This is a genomic window from Pseudomonas shahriarae (assembly GCF_014268455.2).
GTDB classification, from domain to species: domain Bacteria; phylum Pseudomonadota; class Gammaproteobacteria; order Pseudomonadales; family Pseudomonadaceae; genus Aquipseudomonas; species Aquipseudomonas shahriarae.
On the sequence record NZ_CP077085.1, the window covers coordinates 1,570,024 to 1,587,862 of the forward strand.

General features: G+C 60.0%; 17 protein-coding genes. 3 read left to right on the forward strand and 14 right to left on the reverse strand.

Annotation, left to right across the window (positions count from 1 at the left end; all coding sequences use genetic code 11):
* Window positions 1-49 precede the first annotated feature (49 nt).
* The gene (locus tag HU773_RS06990) at window positions 50-1,663 is read right to left on the reverse strand and encodes an NAD(P)/FAD-dependent oxidoreductase (RefSeq protein WP_057958721.1); all 1,614 of its coding nucleotides are present in this window, start codon (window positions 1,661-1,663) and stop codon (window positions 50-52) included.
* 106 nt (window positions 1,664-1,769) lie between these two features.
* Window positions 1,770-2,441 (reverse strand): COG3650 family protein, encoded by a 672-nt coding sequence (locus HU773_RS06995; RefSeq protein ID WP_057958722.1) that lies wholly within the window; start codon window positions 2,439-2,441, stop codon window positions 1,770-1,772.
* A gap of 170 nt (window positions 2,442-2,611) precedes the next feature.
* Here HU773_RS06995 and HU773_RS07000 point away from each other — a divergent pair, with 170 nt between their 5' ends.
* Entirely contained in the window at window positions 2,612-2,968 is a 357-nt protein-coding gene (locus HU773_RS07000) for a hypothetical protein (RefSeq protein ID WP_057958723.1), read from the forward strand.
* On the opposite strand, the gene HU773_RS07005 is transcribed toward HU773_RS07000, so the two are convergent.
* Window positions 2,969-3,568 carry a short chain dehydrogenase gene (locus HU773_RS07005; protein ID WP_128593658.1) on the reverse strand — a complete coding sequence of 200 codons (600 nt, stop codon included), beginning with the start codon at window positions 3,566-3,568 and terminating at the stop codon, window positions 2,969-2,971. It abuts the gene before it with no gap.
* A gap of 104 nt (window positions 3,569-3,672) precedes the next feature.
* Here HU773_RS07005 and HU773_RS07010 point away from each other — a divergent pair, with 104 nt between their 5' ends.
* On the forward strand, window positions 3,673-4,581 hold the full coding sequence (locus HU773_RS07010) for a LysR family transcriptional regulator (RefSeq protein WP_057439842.1): 909 nt from the start codon (window positions 3,673-3,675) through the stop codon (window positions 4,579-4,581).
* Here HU773_RS07010 and HU773_RS07015 read toward each other — a convergent pair.
* From HU773_RS07015 to HU773_RS07055, 9 genes are all read right to left on the reverse strand, one after another.
* The gene (locus tag HU773_RS07015; protein ID WP_057958725.1) at window positions 4,578-5,063 is read right to left on the reverse strand and encodes a DoxX family protein; all 486 of its coding nucleotides are present in this window, start codon (window positions 5,061-5,063) and stop codon (window positions 4,578-4,580) included. The genes HU773_RS07010 and HU773_RS07015 overlap by 4 nt on opposite strands.
* Complete coding sequence (locus HU773_RS07020; protein ID WP_057958726.1) at window positions 5,060-5,824, reverse strand: HvfC/BufC N-terminal domain-containing protein; 765 nt, start codon at window positions 5,822-5,824, stop codon at window positions 5,060-5,062. Before HU773_RS07020 ends, HU773_RS07015 begins: the two co-directional genes overlap by 4 nt.
* A complete protein-coding gene (gene bufB / locus HU773_RS07025) occupies window positions 5,821-6,702 on the reverse strand; it encodes an MNIO family bufferin maturase (RefSeq protein WP_057958727.1) in 882 nt (293 codons plus the stop codon). Before bufB ends, HU773_RS07020 begins: the two co-directional genes overlap by 4 nt.
* A gap of 24 nt (window positions 6,703-6,726) precedes the next feature.
* Window positions 6,727-7,029 (reverse strand): BufA1 family periplasmic bufferin-type metallophore, encoded by a 303-nt coding sequence (locus HU773_RS07030; RefSeq protein WP_057439836.1) that lies wholly within the window; start codon window positions 7,027-7,029, stop codon window positions 6,727-6,729.
* A gap of 235 nt (window positions 7,030-7,264) precedes the next feature.
* Window positions 7,265-7,966 (reverse strand): ABC transporter ATP-binding protein, encoded by a 702-nt coding sequence (locus HU773_RS07035; RefSeq protein ID WP_029297115.1) that lies wholly within the window; start codon window positions 7,964-7,966, stop codon window positions 7,265-7,267.
* The gene (gene livG / locus HU773_RS07040) at window positions 7,967-8,734 is read right to left on the reverse strand and encodes a high-affinity branched-chain amino acid ABC transporter ATP-binding protein LivG (protein ID WP_057958728.1); all 768 of its coding nucleotides are present in this window, start codon (window positions 8,732-8,734) and stop codon (window positions 7,967-7,969) included.
* On the reverse strand, window positions 8,731-9,984 hold the full coding sequence (locus HU773_RS07045; protein WP_032858082.1) for a high-affinity branched-chain amino acid ABC transporter permease LivM: 1,254 nt from the start codon (window positions 9,982-9,984) through the stop codon (window positions 8,731-8,733). Before HU773_RS07045 ends, livG begins: the two co-directional genes overlap by 4 nt.
* A complete protein-coding gene (gene livH / locus HU773_RS07050; RefSeq protein WP_057958729.1) occupies window positions 9,981-10,904 on the reverse strand; it encodes a high-affinity branched-chain amino acid ABC transporter permease LivH in 924 nt (307 codons plus the stop codon). The genes HU773_RS07045 and livH overlap by 4 nt, the downstream gene beginning before the upstream one ends.
* 228 nt (window positions 10,905-11,132) lie before the next feature.
* Window positions 11,133-12,260: a branched-chain amino acid ABC transporter substrate-binding protein gene (locus HU773_RS07055; RefSeq protein ID WP_057958730.1), complete on the reverse strand. Its 1,128-nt coding sequence runs from the start codon at window positions 12,258-12,260 to the stop codon at window positions 11,133-11,135.
* Window positions 12,261-12,600: 340 nt separating this feature from the next.
* On the opposite strand from HU773_RS07055, the gene HU773_RS07060 reads away from it, so the two are divergent.
* Window positions 12,601-12,906 carry a DUF2288 domain-containing protein gene (locus HU773_RS07060; protein ID WP_057958731.1) on the forward strand — a complete coding sequence of 102 codons (306 nt, stop codon included), beginning with the start codon at window positions 12,601-12,603 and terminating at the stop codon, window positions 12,904-12,906.
* A gap of 305 nt (window positions 12,907-13,211) precedes the next feature.
* Here the strand turns inward: HU773_RS07060 and HU773_RS07065 are convergent, their stop codons facing one another.
* Entirely contained in the window at window positions 13,212-15,392 is a 2,181-nt protein-coding gene (locus HU773_RS07065) for a hypothetical protein (protein ID WP_057958732.1), read from the reverse strand.
* A 189-nt stretch (window positions 15,393-15,581) separates the two neighbouring features.
* Window positions 15,582-17,825 carry a putative bifunctional diguanylate cyclase/phosphodiesterase gene (locus tag HU773_RS07070; protein ID WP_057958733.1) on the reverse strand — a complete coding sequence of 748 codons (2,244 nt, stop codon included), beginning with the start codon at window positions 17,823-17,825 and terminating at the stop codon, window positions 15,582-15,584.
* Between the last annotated feature and the right edge of the window lie 14 nt (window positions 17,826-17,839).

The window sequence follows — 17,839 nt, forward strand, 5'->3', positions numbered from 1 at the left end:
ATCACTGTGGGAGGCGGGCTTGCCCGCTCCCACAATGGAGCGCGTTTACTCAGGCTTCGATCCCGAGGATGTTGCGCGCCACGGCTTCGGCAATCCGAATCCCGTCAACGCCTGCCGACAGGATCCCGCCGGCATAACCTGCGCCTTCACCCGCCGGGAACAGGCCTTTCACATTCAAGCTCTGCATCGACGCGTCGCGGGTGATCCGCAGTGGCGACGAAGTGCGGGTTTCGATCCCGGTCAGGACTGCGTCATGCAGCGAGTAGCCCTTGATCTGCTTCTCAAAGGCCGGCAACGCTTCGCGGATGGCCTCGATGGCGAAGTCTGGCAAGGCCAGGGCCAAGTCGCCGAGGGCAACGCCCGGCTTGTAGGAAGGTTCCACGCTACCAATAGCGGTGGACGGCTTGCCAGCGATGAAATCACCCACCAGTTGCGCCGGTGCTTCGTAGTTGCTGCCGCCGAGGATGAACGCATGGGATTCCAGGCGCTCCTGCAACTCGATCCCGGCCAGCGGGCCGCCCGGGTAGTCCACTTCCGGGGTGATACCGACCACGATCCCGGAGTTGGCATTGCGCTCGTTACGCGAGTACTGGCTCATGCCATTGGTCACGACCCGATTTGGCTCGGAAGTGGCCGCCACCACCGTACCGCCCGGGCACATGCAGAAGCTGTACACCGAACGGCCGTTCTTGGCGTGGTGCACCAGCTTGTAGTCGGCCGCCCCCAGTTTCGGGTGCCCGGCATACTTGCCCAGGCGCGCGGCGTCGATCAGCGACTGCGGGTGTTCGATACGGAAACCCACCGAAAACGGCTTGGCTTCCATGTATACGCCACGGCCGTGGAGCATGCGGAAGGTGTCGCGGGCACTGTGGCCGAGGGCGAGGATCACGTGCCTGGAGAGGATCTGCTCGCCACCATCGACGACCACGCCATTTAACTGGCCGTCCTCGATCAGCACGTCGGTGACCCGCTGTTCGAAACGCACCTCACCGCCCAGGGCGATGATTTGCTGGCGCATGTTTTCTACCACGCCGGTCAGGCGGAAGGTGCCGATATGCGGTTTGCTGACGTAAAGGATTTCGTCTGGCGCGCCGGCCTTGACGAACTCGTGCAGCACCTTGCGCCCGTGGAACTTCGGATCCTTGATCTGGCTGTAGAGCTTGCCGTCGGAAAAGGTCCCGGCGCCGCCCTCGCCGAACTGCACGTTGGACTCGGGGTTGAGTACGCTTTTGCGCCACAGGCCCCAGGTGTCCTTGGTGCGCTGGCGTACTTCGCGGCCACGCTCGAGGATGATCGGCTTGAAACCCATCTGCGCCAGCAACAGCCCGGCAAAAATCCCGCAAGGACCGAAACCGACCACAATCGGTCGCTCGCTCAGGTCGGCCGGCGCCTGGCCGACTACCTTGTAGCTGACATCCGGTGCGGCGTTGATATTGCGGTCGTCGGCGAACTTGAGCAGCAGGGCGGCTTCGCCCTTGACCTCAAGGTCGACGGTGTAGATGAAGCACAGCTCCGATGATTTTTTGCGTGCATCGTAGCTGCGTTTGAACAGGGTGAAATCGAGCAGATCATCACTGGCGATGCCCAGGCGCTGCACAATCGCAGGCCGCAGGTCTTCTTCGGGATGGTCGATGGGCAGCTTGAGTTCGGTGATTCGTAGCATGACAGGATCCGGTATGCGGCGTTTGGTAGGGCCGGCGGTTTTGCAAACCGGCGATTATAAGCCCCAACGGCGGTTTCCCGTCATGCTAAAACAGCGCAGGGCCGAATCAGTCGTCTCGCGAGCCGCCAAACGCCGCGCAGCCACGCTGCACCTGGCCGTTGATCCGAAGTTCGGCGCTCATGTGCTGCAGGCTGCCGCTGACGCTGTCGATGCAGCGCTGGGGCGCGACCCACAGTTCGATCTTCTGGCCGTTGGCTTCGGTGGTGAGGTTGAAACGGCCATCGCCCAGTTGCTCTTCCACATAAGGTACCGGCAGCGGTGGCTGGCCCTCGCGCTGCAGGACCATGCCCTTGTTGGTGACATTCAGCGCCCACGCGGGTTTGTGGCCGTTGGCGCGCAGGATCATGCGCTTGAAGTCCGGGTCGTCACAGGCCGAGGTCGAGCGTTCGACGCGGTACAGCTGCTGCAGCTCCACCTGGCCCTGGGTGCCGCTGGCGACCCCGGAGAACTTGCCGCGCAAGTCGGCAAACAAGGCCCCTTGCTGGCCGGCCAGGGACGCCGCTTCCTGGAGGATGCTGGTGCCGCCGGTATCGTTGACCACGTAGTTGCGCTGGTCATGGCAGGGCTGGAACAGCAGTTTATCGCCGATGGCGGTCAACTCGCCCTGCATGCGGGTCAGGCCCGCCGTGGACGGCTTGGCCGGGTCGCGCTCAAACACCTGGCAGGCGGCGAACAGGGGCAGTAGGGCAAACAGAGCAAGGATACGGGCGGCACGCATTATCGGGTCTCCTGACAAGTGCCGCCACGTTACGCAGGCTGGCGCTGCATCACAAGTCGGTGATGGGCGATTAGGTTGCAGCATTTTAACGGAGCCTGAAATTAAGCCTTTTCCCGTGGATGTTACGGAAGCCTTATGCCAAGTTTAAGTTTTTCGAAAGGCGCATTCATATGAACATTCGATGGACCCTTTTCGCCCTGGCCTGCGTGGCACCCCTGGCCTGGGCCGAGGTGCCGGCCAAGCTGTTCTATACCTCACAGACCGACTTCACCGATATCACCTTGACCCTGAAAAAAGCCCAAGCCCTCCACCCCGAGTTTATCGAGGTTGATGTGACGCTGACACCGCAGGCCCAGGAGCGCACGAAGGCGCTGTCCCAGGCGGCCATGCATAAACAGATGGCCCTGTACCTCAATGGCCGGCAGCTCAATACGGCGACGGTCCAGGGTGTGCTCGACGGTCCGAGCCTGAGGTTCTCCATCCCCCGCGATCAGTTGTTGGAGATGATGCCGTCGCTGATCAAGTGATCAGCCGACGATGTAAGTCTGCCCGGTCTGTAAGCCTTCCACACTCTTGGCGTAGGCCAAAGCTACATCTGCCGCAGGCACCGGCTTGAAGCCCCGGAAATAAGGCGCATAGCTGCCCATGGCCTCCAGCAGTACGTTGGGGCTGACCGAGTTGATCCGCAGGCCTCGTGGCAGTTCAATTGCCGCCGCTTTGACGAAAGCATCAATGGCGCCATTGACCAGCGCCGCCGAGGCGCCGGTGCGGATCGGGTCGCGGTTGAGGATGCCGCTGGTGAAGGTGAAGGACGCACCGTCGTTGGCAAATTCGCGGCCGATCAGCAGCAGGTTGACCTGGCCCATCAGTTTGTCTTGCAGGCCGAGGTCGAAGTGGCTGGCGTCCATTTCGCCCAGGGGCACAAAGTTGACGCTGCCGGCGGCGCACACCAGGGCGTCGAACTTGCCGGTTTGTGCAAACAGTCGGCGGATCGAAGCGCTGTCGCTGATATCGACGTGAAAGTCGCCGCTCGTGCGACCAATGCTGATCACTTCATGGCGCTGGGACAGTTCGGCCTTGACCGCCGAGCCCACCGTGCCGCTGGCGCCAATCAACAGGATTTTCATGTGTCGTTCCTCTAGAGGTTCAGGTGAGCCTTGAGTCTAGAGTGGTTTTTTCTGCGGATAAGCGCACTAATAGGCAACCTTTGGTTTTCAAATGGAAACAATCCATGAGCGAGATGGATGATCTGGCGGCGTTTGCGGTGTTGATCGAAGCCGGCAGTTTTACCCTGGCCGCCCAGCAACTGGGGTGCAGCAAGGGCCAGTTGTCCAAGCGCATCAGCCAGTTGGAGGCGCAGTTTTCGGTGGTGTTGCTGCATCGCACCACCCGCCGTTTAAGCCTCACTGCCGCCGGCGCGGCGCTGTTACCCCAGGCCCAGGCATTGGTAATCCAGGTCGACCGCGCGCGTCAGGCATTGGCGCGACTCAAGGACGATGTGGCAGGGCCGGTGCGTATGACCGTTCCGGTTTCCCTGGGTGAAACCTTCTTCGATGGTCTGTTGCTGGAGTTTTCCCGGCAGTACCCGCAAGTACAGATCGAGCTGGATCTGAACAACAATTATCGTGACCTGGCGCGGGACGGTTTTGATCTGGCAGTACGCTCGGCGGTGGCCAACGATGAAAGGCTGGTCGCCAGGCCGCTGTTGGCCTGGCATGAAATGACCTGCGCCAGCCCGGCCTATCTGGAGCAACACGGGGAACCGCTGACACCGGCGGAGCTGGTCGGCCACCGTTGCTTGCTCAACAGCCACTACAGTGGTCGCGAAGAGTGGCTGTATCACCAGCAACACGAATTGCTGCGGGTCCGGGTGGATGGCACGTTTGCCTCCAACCACTACAACCTGCTGAAAAAGGCGGCGTTGGTGGGCGCCGGCATCGCACGGCTGCCCTCCTATCTGTTGCAGATGGAATTGGCTGACGGCCGGCTGCGTTGGCTCCTGCGTGATTATCAGACTCGCAGCCAGCCGATGTACCTGGTCCACCCCTATCAGGGCGGGTTGCCACGCCGTACCCAAGTACTGGCCGATTACCTGGTGGGCTGGTTCAAACGCAATGGCGAGGCATTGGACCGGCTTTAGCGCCAGCGCCGGGCAATCCAGTGATCCATGGACACCCGTCCTGGTCCCTTGGCCATCAACAGCAGCAGCAAGGCGATCCAGGTGCCGTGGGTCGGGTAGGCGTCGGGGTAGACAAACAACTGGATCACCAGGGTCATACCCAACAAGGCCAGGGCCGAAAAGCGCGTGGCCAGCCCCAGCAGAATCAGGACCGGGAAAAAATGCTCGGCGAACGTAGCCAGGTACGCCGCCACTTCTGCGGGCACAAACGGTACGTGGTATTCACTTTTAAACAACGGCACGGTGGAGTTGGCCAACTGCGGCACACCCAGTTCGAAGGTGCCGTCTACCAGGTCGACGGCAAAGCCCTGGACCTTGGTCTGGCCGGACTTCCAGAACACCGCCGCCATGGAAAAGCGTGCAATAAGGGCGATCAGGCTGTAGGGGATGTTCCCGAAGGTTTGGGTGGCGCGTGCAATCAGGCGCGTAGCGGCAGTATTCATGGTTGTACCTTGATATGGGTGATGGCGCGGTGGTTGATCAGCAGTCCCAGGCAGTGGTGCAGGTCAAATTCGCTCGCTGCGTCGAGGGCGTACGCCACCGCCATTTCCAGGGGCCAATCGTTGGCCAGGCTGTTGATAAACGTCACGCAGCCGCTGTCGATGCCGAATACCTCGACCTCCAGGCCGTTGCGCAGGATCAACGCGCTTTGCTCCTGCCAGGGGTTGAGGCTGGCGACGGTGTCGGTGGTTTGATGCGCGGCCCATAACGCCACCACGGCATAGTTCGACTGCAGGGTGCTGACGCTGGGGTGCAGGTGCAGGCGTACGTTGCCCAGGCTGGGCAACTGTTGCAGTTGGTCGATGACGGCCTGGGGCTCGGCGACGGGTGTGTCGGCGGCGTGATAGGCGTTGATCCGCAAGTGCTCCAGTCGCGCGACGTCCGCCAGGTAAGGCACGCTGGCGGCGGGGGCGAAGCCCTGGATAAAGGCGGCAAGGTCGCTGCCGTACTCGTTGAGCAGTGGGCTGGTGGGTGGATAGGCCTGGACATACAACCCGGCCATGGCGCGGAAAAAACCATCGCCCACCAGTTGCCGGGTTACTGGGTAACCGTCGGCCAGGGCGCTGATTAACGAACTGTGGACGTTGTTGCGATACACCGCAAAACGGCTGGCGGGATCGGCGCCGTTGTGGCTGAACAAACCCTCCGGGCATGGCTGGCCCGGCGCCAACAGGGCCTTTGCAAACTGTTCGAGCACATTCATGGGCGCACCGCCGCAGCCAGCAAGTGGCGCTCGGCTTGCCGGGCTTCGGCGTGCAATACGCTGAAGGCCGGTACATCGTTGTCGCGCTCGATCAGCGTCGCAACCGGCCCGGTGCGTTGCAAGGCCTGCTGATACAACTGCCAGACGGCGTTGTCGATGGGCGCGCCGTGATCATCAATCAGCAGGCGATCACCAAGGCTGTCGCTGTCTTCGGCAAAGCCTGCCAGATGAATCTCGCCCACCGCGTGCAAAGGCAACGCATCGAGGTAGGCCAACGGATCCTGCTGATGATTGATGCAGGACACATACACATTGTTCACGTCCAGCAACAAACCGCAGCCGGTGCGCCGGATGACCTCGCGGATAAAGTCGGTTTCATCCAGGGTGGAGCGTTGGAACTGCAGGTAGGTCGACGGGTTCTCCAGCAGCATGGGCCGCTTGAGGGTGGTTTGTACCTGGTCCACGTGTTCGCACACTCGCTTGAGAGTTGCGTCGTCATAGGCCAGGGGCAGCAGATCGTTGAGAAACACCGGGCCGTGGCTGGACCAGGCCAGGTGTTCGGAAAAGGACTGGGGTTGATAGCGCTCGATCAGTACCGCCAGGCGCGCCAGGTGGGCCTGGCTCAGCGGGCCTTCGCCGCCGATGGACAGGCCGACGCCATGCAGTGACAGCGGATACTGCTCGCGGATCAGGCCCAGGTAGTGATGAAAAGGCCCGCCGGCCACCATGTAGTTTTCGGCGTGGACTTCAAAAAAACCAATATCGGGCAGGGTGGCGAGCACTGTATGCCAGTGTTCGCTCTTGAGCCCCAGCCCGGCCCGGCACGCAAGGCCGGGTGCCTGAGCCTGGGCGACATCAGGCAGGGATGAAAGTGTCATCGTCAGTACTCAGGCAGGGGTAATTCAGGACTTGGCCTTGAAGGCTTCCAGTTGGCCAAAACCTGTCGGCGAGGTTTGGCTTTCCATCTTCACGCAGGTGCCTTCAGGGACCAGGTTCCAGGCGTTGGCCTGGTAGTCGGTTTTCGAGGTGCCCGCACAGGTAGTGCCGGGGCCTGCGGCGCAGTCATTCTTGCCTTTGAGGGCGACGCCGAAGCATTTTTCCATCTTCGCGTCGTCGGCATGGGCGACAGTGGTCAGGGTGCTCAGGCTCAAGGCCGACCCCAGGGCGAGGACGAGGGTGGCGGCGGACAGCGAACGGGTGGTCATGATGTTTCTCCAGCAGTGAGGTGGGTAAGCAAGCGTTTGTGCTTGCATACCCCACTAGAGAAAGGGGGGAGGGGATCGTTACAGGCGGCTCGAATAAAAGTTAAAACAATGCAAATTCTACGGTTCACACAAAGCAAATGTGGGAGCGGGTTTGCTCGCGATAGAGGTGTGTCAGCCAAACCATCCGGCACCGACACACCGCCTTCGCGGGCAAGCCCGCTCCCACATTCAGACCCTAGCCGCCGAGGTAAGCCTCGCGCACTTTCGGGTCGGTCAGCAGTTGTTCGCCGCTGCCCTGCATCACTACCCGGCCGTTTTCCAACACATAGGCGCGGTCGGCAATTTTCAGTGCCTGGTTGGCGTTCTGTTCCACCAGGAACACCGTCACACCGTCCTTGCGCAGTTGCTCGATGATGTCGAAGATCTGCTGGATGATGATCGGGGCCAGGCCCAGGGACGGCTCATCCAACAGCAGCAGCTTGGGCTTGCTCATCAGCGCACGGCCGATGGCAAGCATTTGCTGTTCGCCACCGGACATGGTGCCGCCGCGCTGGCTGAAGCGCTCCTTGAGCCGAGGGAACAGGTGCAGCACCTTGTCCATCTGCTCCTGGTAGTCGCCCTTGTCGGTAAAGAACCCGCCCATGGCCAGGTTCTCTTCCACGGTCAGGCGGGCAAACACCCGACGGCCTTCCGGGACCACGGCAATGCTCTTGCGCATGATCGCCGCAGAGTGCTGGCCCACCAGTTCCTCACCCATATAGCGGATGCTGCCGCTGTGAGCCTGGGGCGAGCCGCACAAGGTCATCAGCAAGGTGGATTTGCCGGCACCGTTGGCACCGATCAGGGTGACGATCTCGCCCTGGCGCACTTCCACGTTGACGTCGTGCAGGGCCTGGATCTTGCCGTAGAAAGTGGAAACGTTTTCGAATTGCAGCATTTACGCTTCCCCCAAATAGGCTTTGATCACTTCCGGGTTGTCGCGGATCTGCTCCGGCGTCCCGTTGGCCAATGGCGCGCCCTGGTTGATCACGACGATATGGTCGGAAATGCTCATGACCAGTTTCATGTCGTGTTCGATCAGCAGCACGGTGGCGTTGTTTTCTTCACGCAGCACACCGATCAACGCCTTGAGGTCTTCGGTTTCCTTGGGGTTGAGGCCGGCAGCCGGTTCGTCGAGCATCAGGATCCGCGGGCGGGTCATCATGCAGCGGGCGATTTCCAGGCGCCGTTGCTGACCGTAGGCCAGGGTGCCGGCCGGGCGGTTGGCAAACTCGGTCAGGTTGACCTTGTCCAGCCAGTACGCGGCGTACTCCATGGCCTCGCGCTCGCTCTTGCGGAACGCCGGGGTCTTGAACAGGCCCGCGAAGAAATTGGTGTTCAGGTGCCGGTGCTGGGCGATCAGCAGGTTTTCCACGGCGGTCATGTCCTTGAACAACCGCACGTTCTGGAAGGTCCGCACCACGCCCTTGCGGGCGATCTCGTGACCGGCCAGGCCCTGGATCGGCTGGCCGTCCAGCAGGATGCTGCCACCGGCCGGTTTGTAGAAACCGGTCAGGCAGTTGAACACCGTGGTCTTGCCGGCGCCGTTGGGGCCGATCAACGCGACCACTTGTTTCTCTTTGACGGTCAGGGCGACGCCATTGACCGCCAGCAAGCCGCCGAAGCGCATGCTCAGGTTTTCGACTTTCAGGATCTCGCGGCTCATTTGCGCAGCTCCATATGTGGACGTTGCATGGGCAGCAGGCCTTGAGGGCGCCAGATCATCATCAGCACCATCATGGCGCCGAACATCAACATGCGGTACTCGCTGAATTCACGCATCAGTTCCGGCAGCAGGATCATCACGATGGCCGCAAGGATCACGCCCAACTGCGAGCCCATGCCACCCAATACCACGATGGCGAGGATGATTGCCGACTCGATGAAGGTGAACGATTCCGGTGTCACCAGGCCTTGGCGAGCGGCAAAGAAGCTGCCGGCAAAACCGGCGAACGCGGCACCCAGGGTGAAGGCCGAGAGCTTGATGACGGTCGGGTTCAGGCCCAGCGCGCGGCAGGCGATTTCGTCTTCACGCAGCGCTTCCCAGGCACGCCCGATCGGCATGCGCAGCAGGCGGTTGATCACGAACAGCGCGGCCAGGGCCAGCAACAGGGCGACCAGGTACAGGAACACCACCTTGCTCACCGGGTTGTAGGCAATCCCGAAGTACTCGTGGAAGGTCTGCATGCCTTCGGCAGCGGAGCGATCAAACGACAAGCCGAAGAACGTTGGCTTGGGAATGCTGCTGATGCCGTTGGGGCCGCCGGTGATATCGGTGAGGTTACGCAGGAACAGACGGATGATTTCACCGAAGCCCAGGGTCACGATGGCCAGGTAGTCACCGCGCAGGCGCAACACCGGGAAGCCCAGCAGGAAGCCGAAGGTGGCCGCCGCCATGCCGGCCAGAGGCAGGCAGATCCAGAAGCTCCAGCCCAGGTAGTGCGAGAGCAGCGCGTAGGTGTAGGCACCTACTGCGTAGAAGCCCACATAACCCAGGTCGAGCAGGCCCGCGAGGCCCACCACGATGTTCAGGCCCAGGCCCAGCAGCACGTAGATCAGGATCAGGGTGGCGATATCCACCGCACCACGGGAGCCGAAGAATGGCCAGATCAACGCGGCCACGATCAGGCCGATGATGATGTAGCGCTGGGTGCGCGGCAGGGTCAGGAACTGGCTGACCTTGGGCGAGACCAGCGGGCCACGGTTGGACTTGAGCAGCGCACCGACCTGCTGGGTGAACAGCACCCGCAGGAACATCAGCACCGAGCACAGGGCAATGATGGTCAGGGTGACTGGCCCGGTGCCGTGTACTTCAAGGTTGATCCCGACAATGCTCAGCTTGAGCCCGAGTACCGGAAAGGCCACGGCCCATACCAGCAAGGCGCTGAAAAACGCCGATTTAAGATATCTGCTCATACTTTCTCAACCTCCGGACGGCCCAGGATGCCGGTCGGCCGGAATAACAGCACCAGAACCAATAGACCGAATGCCACCACGTCCTTGTACTGGTCGCCGAAGATATCGGCACCAAAGGCTTCGGCCACACCCAGCACCAGCCCGCCGAGCATCGCGCCCGGAATACTGCCGATGCCGCCGAGGACCGCCGCAGTGAAGGCTTTGAGCCCCACCAGGAAGCCGGCGTTGGGGTTGATCACGCCATACTGCATGCTCAGCAACACGGCAGCGACGGCGGCCAGTGCGGCGCCGATGACGAAGGTCAGGGCAATGATGTTGTTGGTGTTGATACCCAGCAGGTTGGCCATCTTGATGTCTTCGGCGCAGGCCCGGCAGGCGCGCCCCAGACGGGAGCGGGAGATGAACAGGGTCAGGCCCAGCATGGCCACCAGGGTGACGACGAAGACCAGGATCTGCATGTAGGAAATCAGCACTTCTTCTGCACCACCTGGACCGAAGGAAAAGCTCCCCGGGATCAGGTTGGGAATGGACTTGTCCTTGGAGTCCTGGGACAGCAATACGGTGTTCTGCAGGAAAATCGACATGCCGATGGCAGAAATCAACGGGATCAGGCGGTTGCTGCCACGCAAGGGGCGGTACGCAACACGTTCGATACTGTAGCCGTAGGCACTGGTTACGACGATTGACGCAAGGAACGCGGCAGTCATTAACAGCGGCAGGGAGTGGATACCCATCATGGCCAGCCCGGCAATGGCGATAAACGCCACGTAGGAGCCAATCATGTACACCTCGCCGTGGGCGAAGTTGATCATTCCAATGATGCCGTAAACCATTGTGTAGCCAATGGCTATCAAGGCATAGGTGCTGCCAATGGTCAGGCCATTAACCAGCTGTTGGAAAAAATGATAGATCTCAGGCATTACAGCGCTCCTAAAAACCCGATACGCATTTCACTGGTGGAGTCATCTTCCTGCTCGGTGCTGTGTTCTGTGAGCACATTTGCACAAAGCATTTGCCAGCGAACCGCTGGTGACGGTTTTAAGATTTTCAGGTGAACCAGCGCCCGGATCGCGGGTGCGTGGCCCATAAACCTCGTAAAACAAAACCCACTGCTTGCACAGTGGGCTTGTTATCCAGTAACGCCTGGCTTACTGAGGGGAAACTTCGGTTTTTGGTTGACCGAAGTGCCATTCGTAGACCACGAACTTGAAGTCTTTCAGGTCGCCGTTCTTATCGAAGCTCAGGTCGCCGGTCGGGGTCTTGAAGGTGCCCGCGTGGATGGCCTCTGCCACTTTGGTGGTGTCTTCGCTTTTGGCAGCTGCGATGCCGCCCGCGATGATTTCAACCGCCGAGTAGGCTGGGAACACGAACGGACCGCTTGGGTCTTTGCCGTCAGCCTTGAGTGCGTCGACGATGGCCTTGTTCGCAGGGTCGGCGTCGAAGGATTTCGGCAGGGTGACCAGCAGGCCTTCGGAGGCTTTCTGGGCGATTTGCGAGATGGAGTCGTTGCCCACGCCTTCCGGGCCCATGAACTTGGCTTTCAGGCCTTTTTCCTGGGATTGACGCAGGATCAGACCCAGTTCTGGGTGGTAGCCGCCGTAGTAGACGAAGTCGACGTTGGCTTGCTTGAGCTTCTGGATAATCGAGGAGAAGTCCTTGTCGCCGGCGTTCAGGCCTTCGAACACGGCAACCTTGGTGCCTTTGCTCTCGAGGGTCTGCTTAACGGCGGTGGCGATGCCTTCACCGTATTGTTGCTTGTCGTGCAGGACTGCCACGACCTTCGGCTTGACGTGGTCGGCGATGTAGTTGCCGGCCGCTGGGCCCTGGGCGCTGTCCAGGCCGATGGTACGGAAGATCAGCTTGTAGCCACGGGAGGTGATTTCCGGGCTGGTAGCCGCCGGAGTGATCATGATCACGCCTTCGTCTTCGTAGATGTCGGTTGCAGGTTGAGTGGAGCTGGAGCAGAGGTGGCCGACCACGAACTTGACGCCGTCGTTGACCACTTTGTTGGCGACGGCAACGGCTTGTTTAGGGTCGCAAGCGTCGTCGTATTCCTTGGCCTCAAGCATTTTGCCATCGACACCGCCCTTGGCGTTGATGTCCTTGATGGCTTGCTTGGCGCCCATGAACTGCATATCGCCGTATTGGGTCACAGGGCCGGTTTTAGGGCCGGCAATACCGATCTTGATGGTGTCAGCTGCGAACGAATGGCCGGCAACCCCAGCCAGGACCATAGCGGCAAACAGTTTGGAAATCTGCTTAGTAGCCTTATTCATAGTGCTCCACTCTTACTGTTGTATTTTTTATAGTTCTAGCGGCCTTGTGGGCTACAGAACCGGATCAGATATCTCGGATATCCCCCGGCAGCGGCCTGGCAACTGTACCGGTACAGTGTAGAGCGCCGGTTGATCGCTTGAAAAGCTGGCTGCTGGGGGCAAACGCCGGGTATGTCGCTTAAATGAAAGAAAAAGACAGAATAGCGGCGGGTGCTTGCCAGAGTCTCGGGCAATCCTTGGCGTTCCTGACACTTTCAATCGGTGCCTCAATTGCAACTGGGTTTTTCTGGGGAAGCCTCGACGGTATGATTGCGCCGATTTTTTCCTCAGGTGAGTTCCCATGACGCAAGAACCTAGCACCCTCTATGCCAAGCTGCTCGGCGAAACCGCGGAAATTTCCTGGAAGGAGCTCGAACCGTTCTTTGCCAAGGGTGCCCTATTGTGGGTCGACGCTGGCCTGGATTTGATCGAAGCGGCCGAGGGAATGGCCGAGGACAACCGTGACAAAGTGGCCGCCTGGCTGGCCTCCGGGAGCCTTGGCGAAGTGTCTGCGACGCGGGCATTGGACCTGGTGGAGCGTGATCCGAGCTTGTGGGCGGTGGTGGTTTCGCCGTGGATTCTGATCCAGGAAAGGGCATCGAACTAAACGTGCGCACCGAAATAGTGCGAGTTGTGTGCCATTAAAAGTGTGTAGCGGAGTAACCGCTTTGCCCATGATGGCAACTGGCCGTGAAGAAAGGTCACAGGCGAGGGTGACGTAAACGTCAGGGGAACAGTTTTGCGGGCCGCGGATGGCCCGGGGAATTGTTTCTTGGTGTGGCAAGGTTAGGGGTATTTGTTGCCGGTTAGACCGCTATCGCAGACAAGCCAGCCCCCACATCCAGCCGCATTCCAAGAGTGGAACTCGGTCAACTGTGGGAGCGGGCTTGCTCGCGATGGGCGCACCTCGGTCTAGGCGGTCTTGCCCGTATGGTTGTTCAGCGAGATCACCTTGGTCTTGCCAATCCGGTGACGATAAATCTCACGCAGGTACTTGATCGCCTTCTTCACGCAATCGCGCGACAGGCGAATGTCGTTGATCGAGACAAACTTCTCTTTGTCGTTGATCAGCTCGCGGTACTTCTTCTCATACATCGGCTTGATCGCGTACCAGTTGGTATCGAGGATCTTCGCCGGGTTCTCGAATTCGTTGAGCAACTCGTCGATACGGTCCTCGTCGAAGTCTTCATGGATGATGAAGTCCAGGATCGAGTTGTCCAGGGTCTCGTCGAAACGGTACGGGTTGCGGGCAAAGCAGCGCTTGATAAAGGCCACGATCAACGTCAGGAAGTCATCCGACAGGCACGGGCTCTTGGCGATCAGGGTGGTCAACGACAGGTTGGCCGAAGCACCGATCACCAGGGCGTAGCGCTTGAGGGTGGTGTTGGGGAACAGGCTGTTGAGGTGGGTCTTGAGCCGGTTCAGGTCCATATAGGACAGTTTGTAGTCCTTGGGCAGGGAGACGATGGACACCACCGACGAGCAGTTCTTGAAGAAGTGCAGGTCATGCAGGGCCGCTGCGTCATAGCCGGAGTTCTTGTACTGCTCCAGGGAGGCCTTGTAGCGCTTGGATTCGATCGGCAACAGGCTGATGCCTTCGATGGCCTGGGTGACTTTATTGAAGTGGGGCAGGTCGATGGAGCGGAAGAACAAATCGTCGATGTTCAGGCGCTGCGGCTCTTTTTCAAACACCTTGAACTTGTCGTTGCTCGGCGCCGGGGTTTCCGGGACCACCGACTCGGCGTAGGCAATTGCCACCGGCCCGGCCAGGCTCATGAACAGGTCGTTGGCGTCCAGGCGAATGGTTTCACCGATGTCGATGCCGGCGCGGCGGAAATAGTTCTGGTCATAGTCGGTCGTCACCGCCTGAGCCGTCAGGATGTTGAAGATCTGCTGTGAGATGTACTGGTTGGCGTGTTTTTCCATGGCATTGACGTCAATGTTCTGGATGTTGCCGTCGTCGCTTTCTTCGGCGTAACGCATGATGTCGTTGGAGATCAGCATCATCGCGTTCCACGGGCGGATACGGCCTTTGACACTGGCCTCGCTGCTGTCTTCATTGTCGAAGTTGTACGAGAAATCCCATTCCTCCGACAGGTACTTGCACAGCAGCCGACCGGCGTTGATATGCAGCGCCTCGGACATTTCGCTGCGGTGATCGGAGATGTTCGGCAACACGCAGATCCCACTGGTGAAAATCGGCTCGAACACAAAGGCATGGCCGCTCTTGCTGTCATGCTCGTCGGCAGGTTTGGTGTCGAAGGTCTTGTTCATGTACGAGTGTTGCTGGGCCAGGCCGAACTCCGAGGCCATGCCCGAGCCGGTGCCGCCGCCGGCGCTGAAGATCGAGAAGTACAGGCGCGACTGGTTGGCCTTGATCCCGCAAGAGTCGATCAGGTACGAATGGATCATCTTCCAGTCAGGGCTGGAAAAACGCTGGGTGTCTTTGTTGAGGATGATCTTGGCCAGGTACTGGCCGAGGATCGGTGCGTTACCGGCGCCACCGGCATGCACTTCCGACAGGTCCATGATTTTCATTTTGCTGTAGTCGCGCAAAAAGCCGCTTTTCTCGCCCTTGCGCGAGAAACGGATGCGTCCGGCGATGTCTTTGTCCAGGTCGCCGAGCATCACCAGGGGTTCTACCAGAAACACCGGCTTGCTGGCCTTGCTGGCGCCCAGGCGCAAGTTGTTACGGATCCACTGGGCTGGGCTGTAGCCCTTTTCAACGTAGGATTTGTCTTCGGTGCTGAACTCGTTCAGATAAAACTTGCGGGCGTTGTACACCAGTTCCGCCACATCCAGGGCGATGTTGGAACCACAGCGCCCCAGGCCGATCAGGCAGACCGAGGGAAACTCCTGCTCACTGTGCAGCTCGCTGTCACCGTCAAGGTGCGGCGGGCGCGGGAACACCATGTCGCGCAGGCCATCGAGGTTGTCGAGGATGCGGTCGGTGTTGGTTTCGGTGAAGTACAGGTATTGCTGGGTGCCCAGCGCACGTTGACTGGTCAATGACTTTGAACCTGAGGGTTTTTCCGCAGGCGCTGTCAGCAACACGTCGGATACCGCGGTAACAGGATTATTTTTAGAAGTCATTGTGCGCCATGTGCCTGGACGGATGGCCGGAAAACATCAAAGAGCCATCACCGAGTGAGAGTTCGCGACTTTACCCGATAGGGTTTAACCCTAGGTTTTCTAGGGAAAAGCTACGTTGGACTCTCATGAATCGGCCGTTCGTCGGCGTTCTTTAATCAAATACTGGCTATTTGCCCTGATGCTGGCGTTTCAGCGAATAGGGCGGACTACCGAAGAACCCGTCGATGAACCCTTGGCGCTGGTCGTGTCCTTGCTGCCCGCCAGGCCCGGCGGGTTGCGCTGGTCAAGTGCCGTGATCACGGCACTGATTTCACTGGCCGGCACCGCTGCACTGAGCAGGTAACCCTGCACGTAATCGCAGCCATGTTTGATCAACAGCTCCAGTTGCTGCTGGGTTTCCACGCCTTCGGTAATGACCTGTAGGTGCAGGGTGTGGGCCATGCCGATGATTGCCTGGACAATCTCCATATCGGAGGTGGACTTGGGAATGTCCTGGATAAAGGAGCGGTCGATCTTCAGCGTGTTGAGGGGCAGGCGCTTGAGGTAGGAGAGGGAGGAGTAGCCGGTGCCGAAGTCGTCGATGGACAGCGCCACACCCAGCGCACGGATTTGCCGCAGCAGGATCAGGGTGCTGCTGATGTTGCCCATCAAGGCATTCTCGGTCACTTCCAGCTCCAGGCGGCTGGCGGCGATGCCGCTGTTGCGCAAGGCGTATTCGATTTCATCTGCCAGTTCGTCCCGGGCCAGGTTCAGGGCCGAACAATTCACGGCCATGACCAGGTCCGGGTGCCCCTGGTCCGTCAGCCAACCCAGGTCGGCACAGGCCTGGCGCAGCACCCAGTTGTCCAGCTCGGCGATCAGGCCGTTGTTTTCGGCGATGCCGATAAACCGTTCGGGCGCCAGCAGCCCATGTTGCGGGTGTTGCCAGCGCACCAGGGCTTCGAGGCGGGTGACCTTGCCTTTGTGCAGGTCCAGAATCGGTTGGTAGTGCAGGACCAGTTCCTTTTGGTTGCGCAATGCATTGCGCAATTCCTCTTCCAGCTGCAGTTCGAGAAAGGCCCGGGTTTTCAGGTTGGAGCTGAAGAAGTTCAAGCTGTTGCGCCCGCCATCCTTGGATTGATACAGCGCCAGGTCGGCGGTTTTCAGCAGTTCCTCGCAGGTGGTCCCGTCCTCGGGAAACACGCTGATACCGATGCTGGTGGTCATCACCATGCGCCGGCCAGCCAGCTCGATGGGCTCTTTCATTTTCTGCATGATGCGCTGGGCCATGTGCCGCGCTTCGTCGCGATGACGGATGTTGATCAGGATGCAGAATTCATCACCGCCAAAGCGCGCCACTACATCATTGTGACTGCGTATCGAACTCTTGATATGGCCGGCCAGGACTGTCAGCAGCTCATCGCCGGCATCATGGCCGAGGCTGTCGTTGATCCGCTTGAAGTGGTCGATGTCGAGGAAGATCACCGCCAGCATGCCCTCGGCCTGGGCTTTCTGCGCGAGGCTTTCGGCGAAGATCTGGTTGAAGCCCCGGCGATTGAGCAGGCTGGTCAGGGCGTCGTAGTGGGCCACTTGCTGCAGGGATGCGCGCGCCTGGTCCAGCTCGGTCAGCAGGGCATTGACCCGACGCAGGTCGCGTTCCTTGTGCTGCAGTTTTTTGTCGGCGAGGGCCGCGCTGATGCTGCTGCCGATGACCAACAACGTGATGACGGCCACCGACAGGCCCAGTTGCGTCGGGTTGTTGTCGATGGGCAATGCCGGCAAGGCCCCGGTGGGCAGCAGCAATTGCATGGCAGCCATACCGGTGAAGTGCATGCTGATAATGCCGGCACCGAGCACCAGGCTGGCAGCGTACTTGAGCAGTTGGTGGAACATTCCATTGCCATTGCGCAGGTAGCGGGACAACAGCAAGGCGGCCAGGCTGGCGCCAATGGCAATGGCCACCGACAACCCAAACAGCCCGCTGGAAAAATACACCTGGGCCTCGGAGCGCATGGCGGCCATGCCCACGTAGTGCATCAGGGCGATGCCCAGGCCCATGCAGGTGGCCGCCGTCAGGTACTGATGAAAACGCATTCGGGCATGACTGAGGGTTTGCATGGCGAACAACGAAGCGATCAATGCGATCGCCAATGAAGCCAGCGTCAGGAACCATTCGTAATGGATAGTGATGGGCGCCTGGAGCGCCAGCATGCTGATGAAGTGCGTCGACCAGATCCCGCCGGCCAGGCAACCGGCACCGATCCAGCGCCAATGGCGTTTTGCCGTCAGGTTATCAACGTGGCCGACACGCTCCGCCATGTCCAGGGTGCCAAAGCTCGCGGCGCAGGCAACCAGGTACGCCAGTAGCACCAGGAAGGGGTTATGGGTGCAATTAAGTAATAAATACCCGCTCTCGGGAAGCGGGGTAAAAAAATGCAGACCCAGCCATTCCATAGCACGTCCCGTTG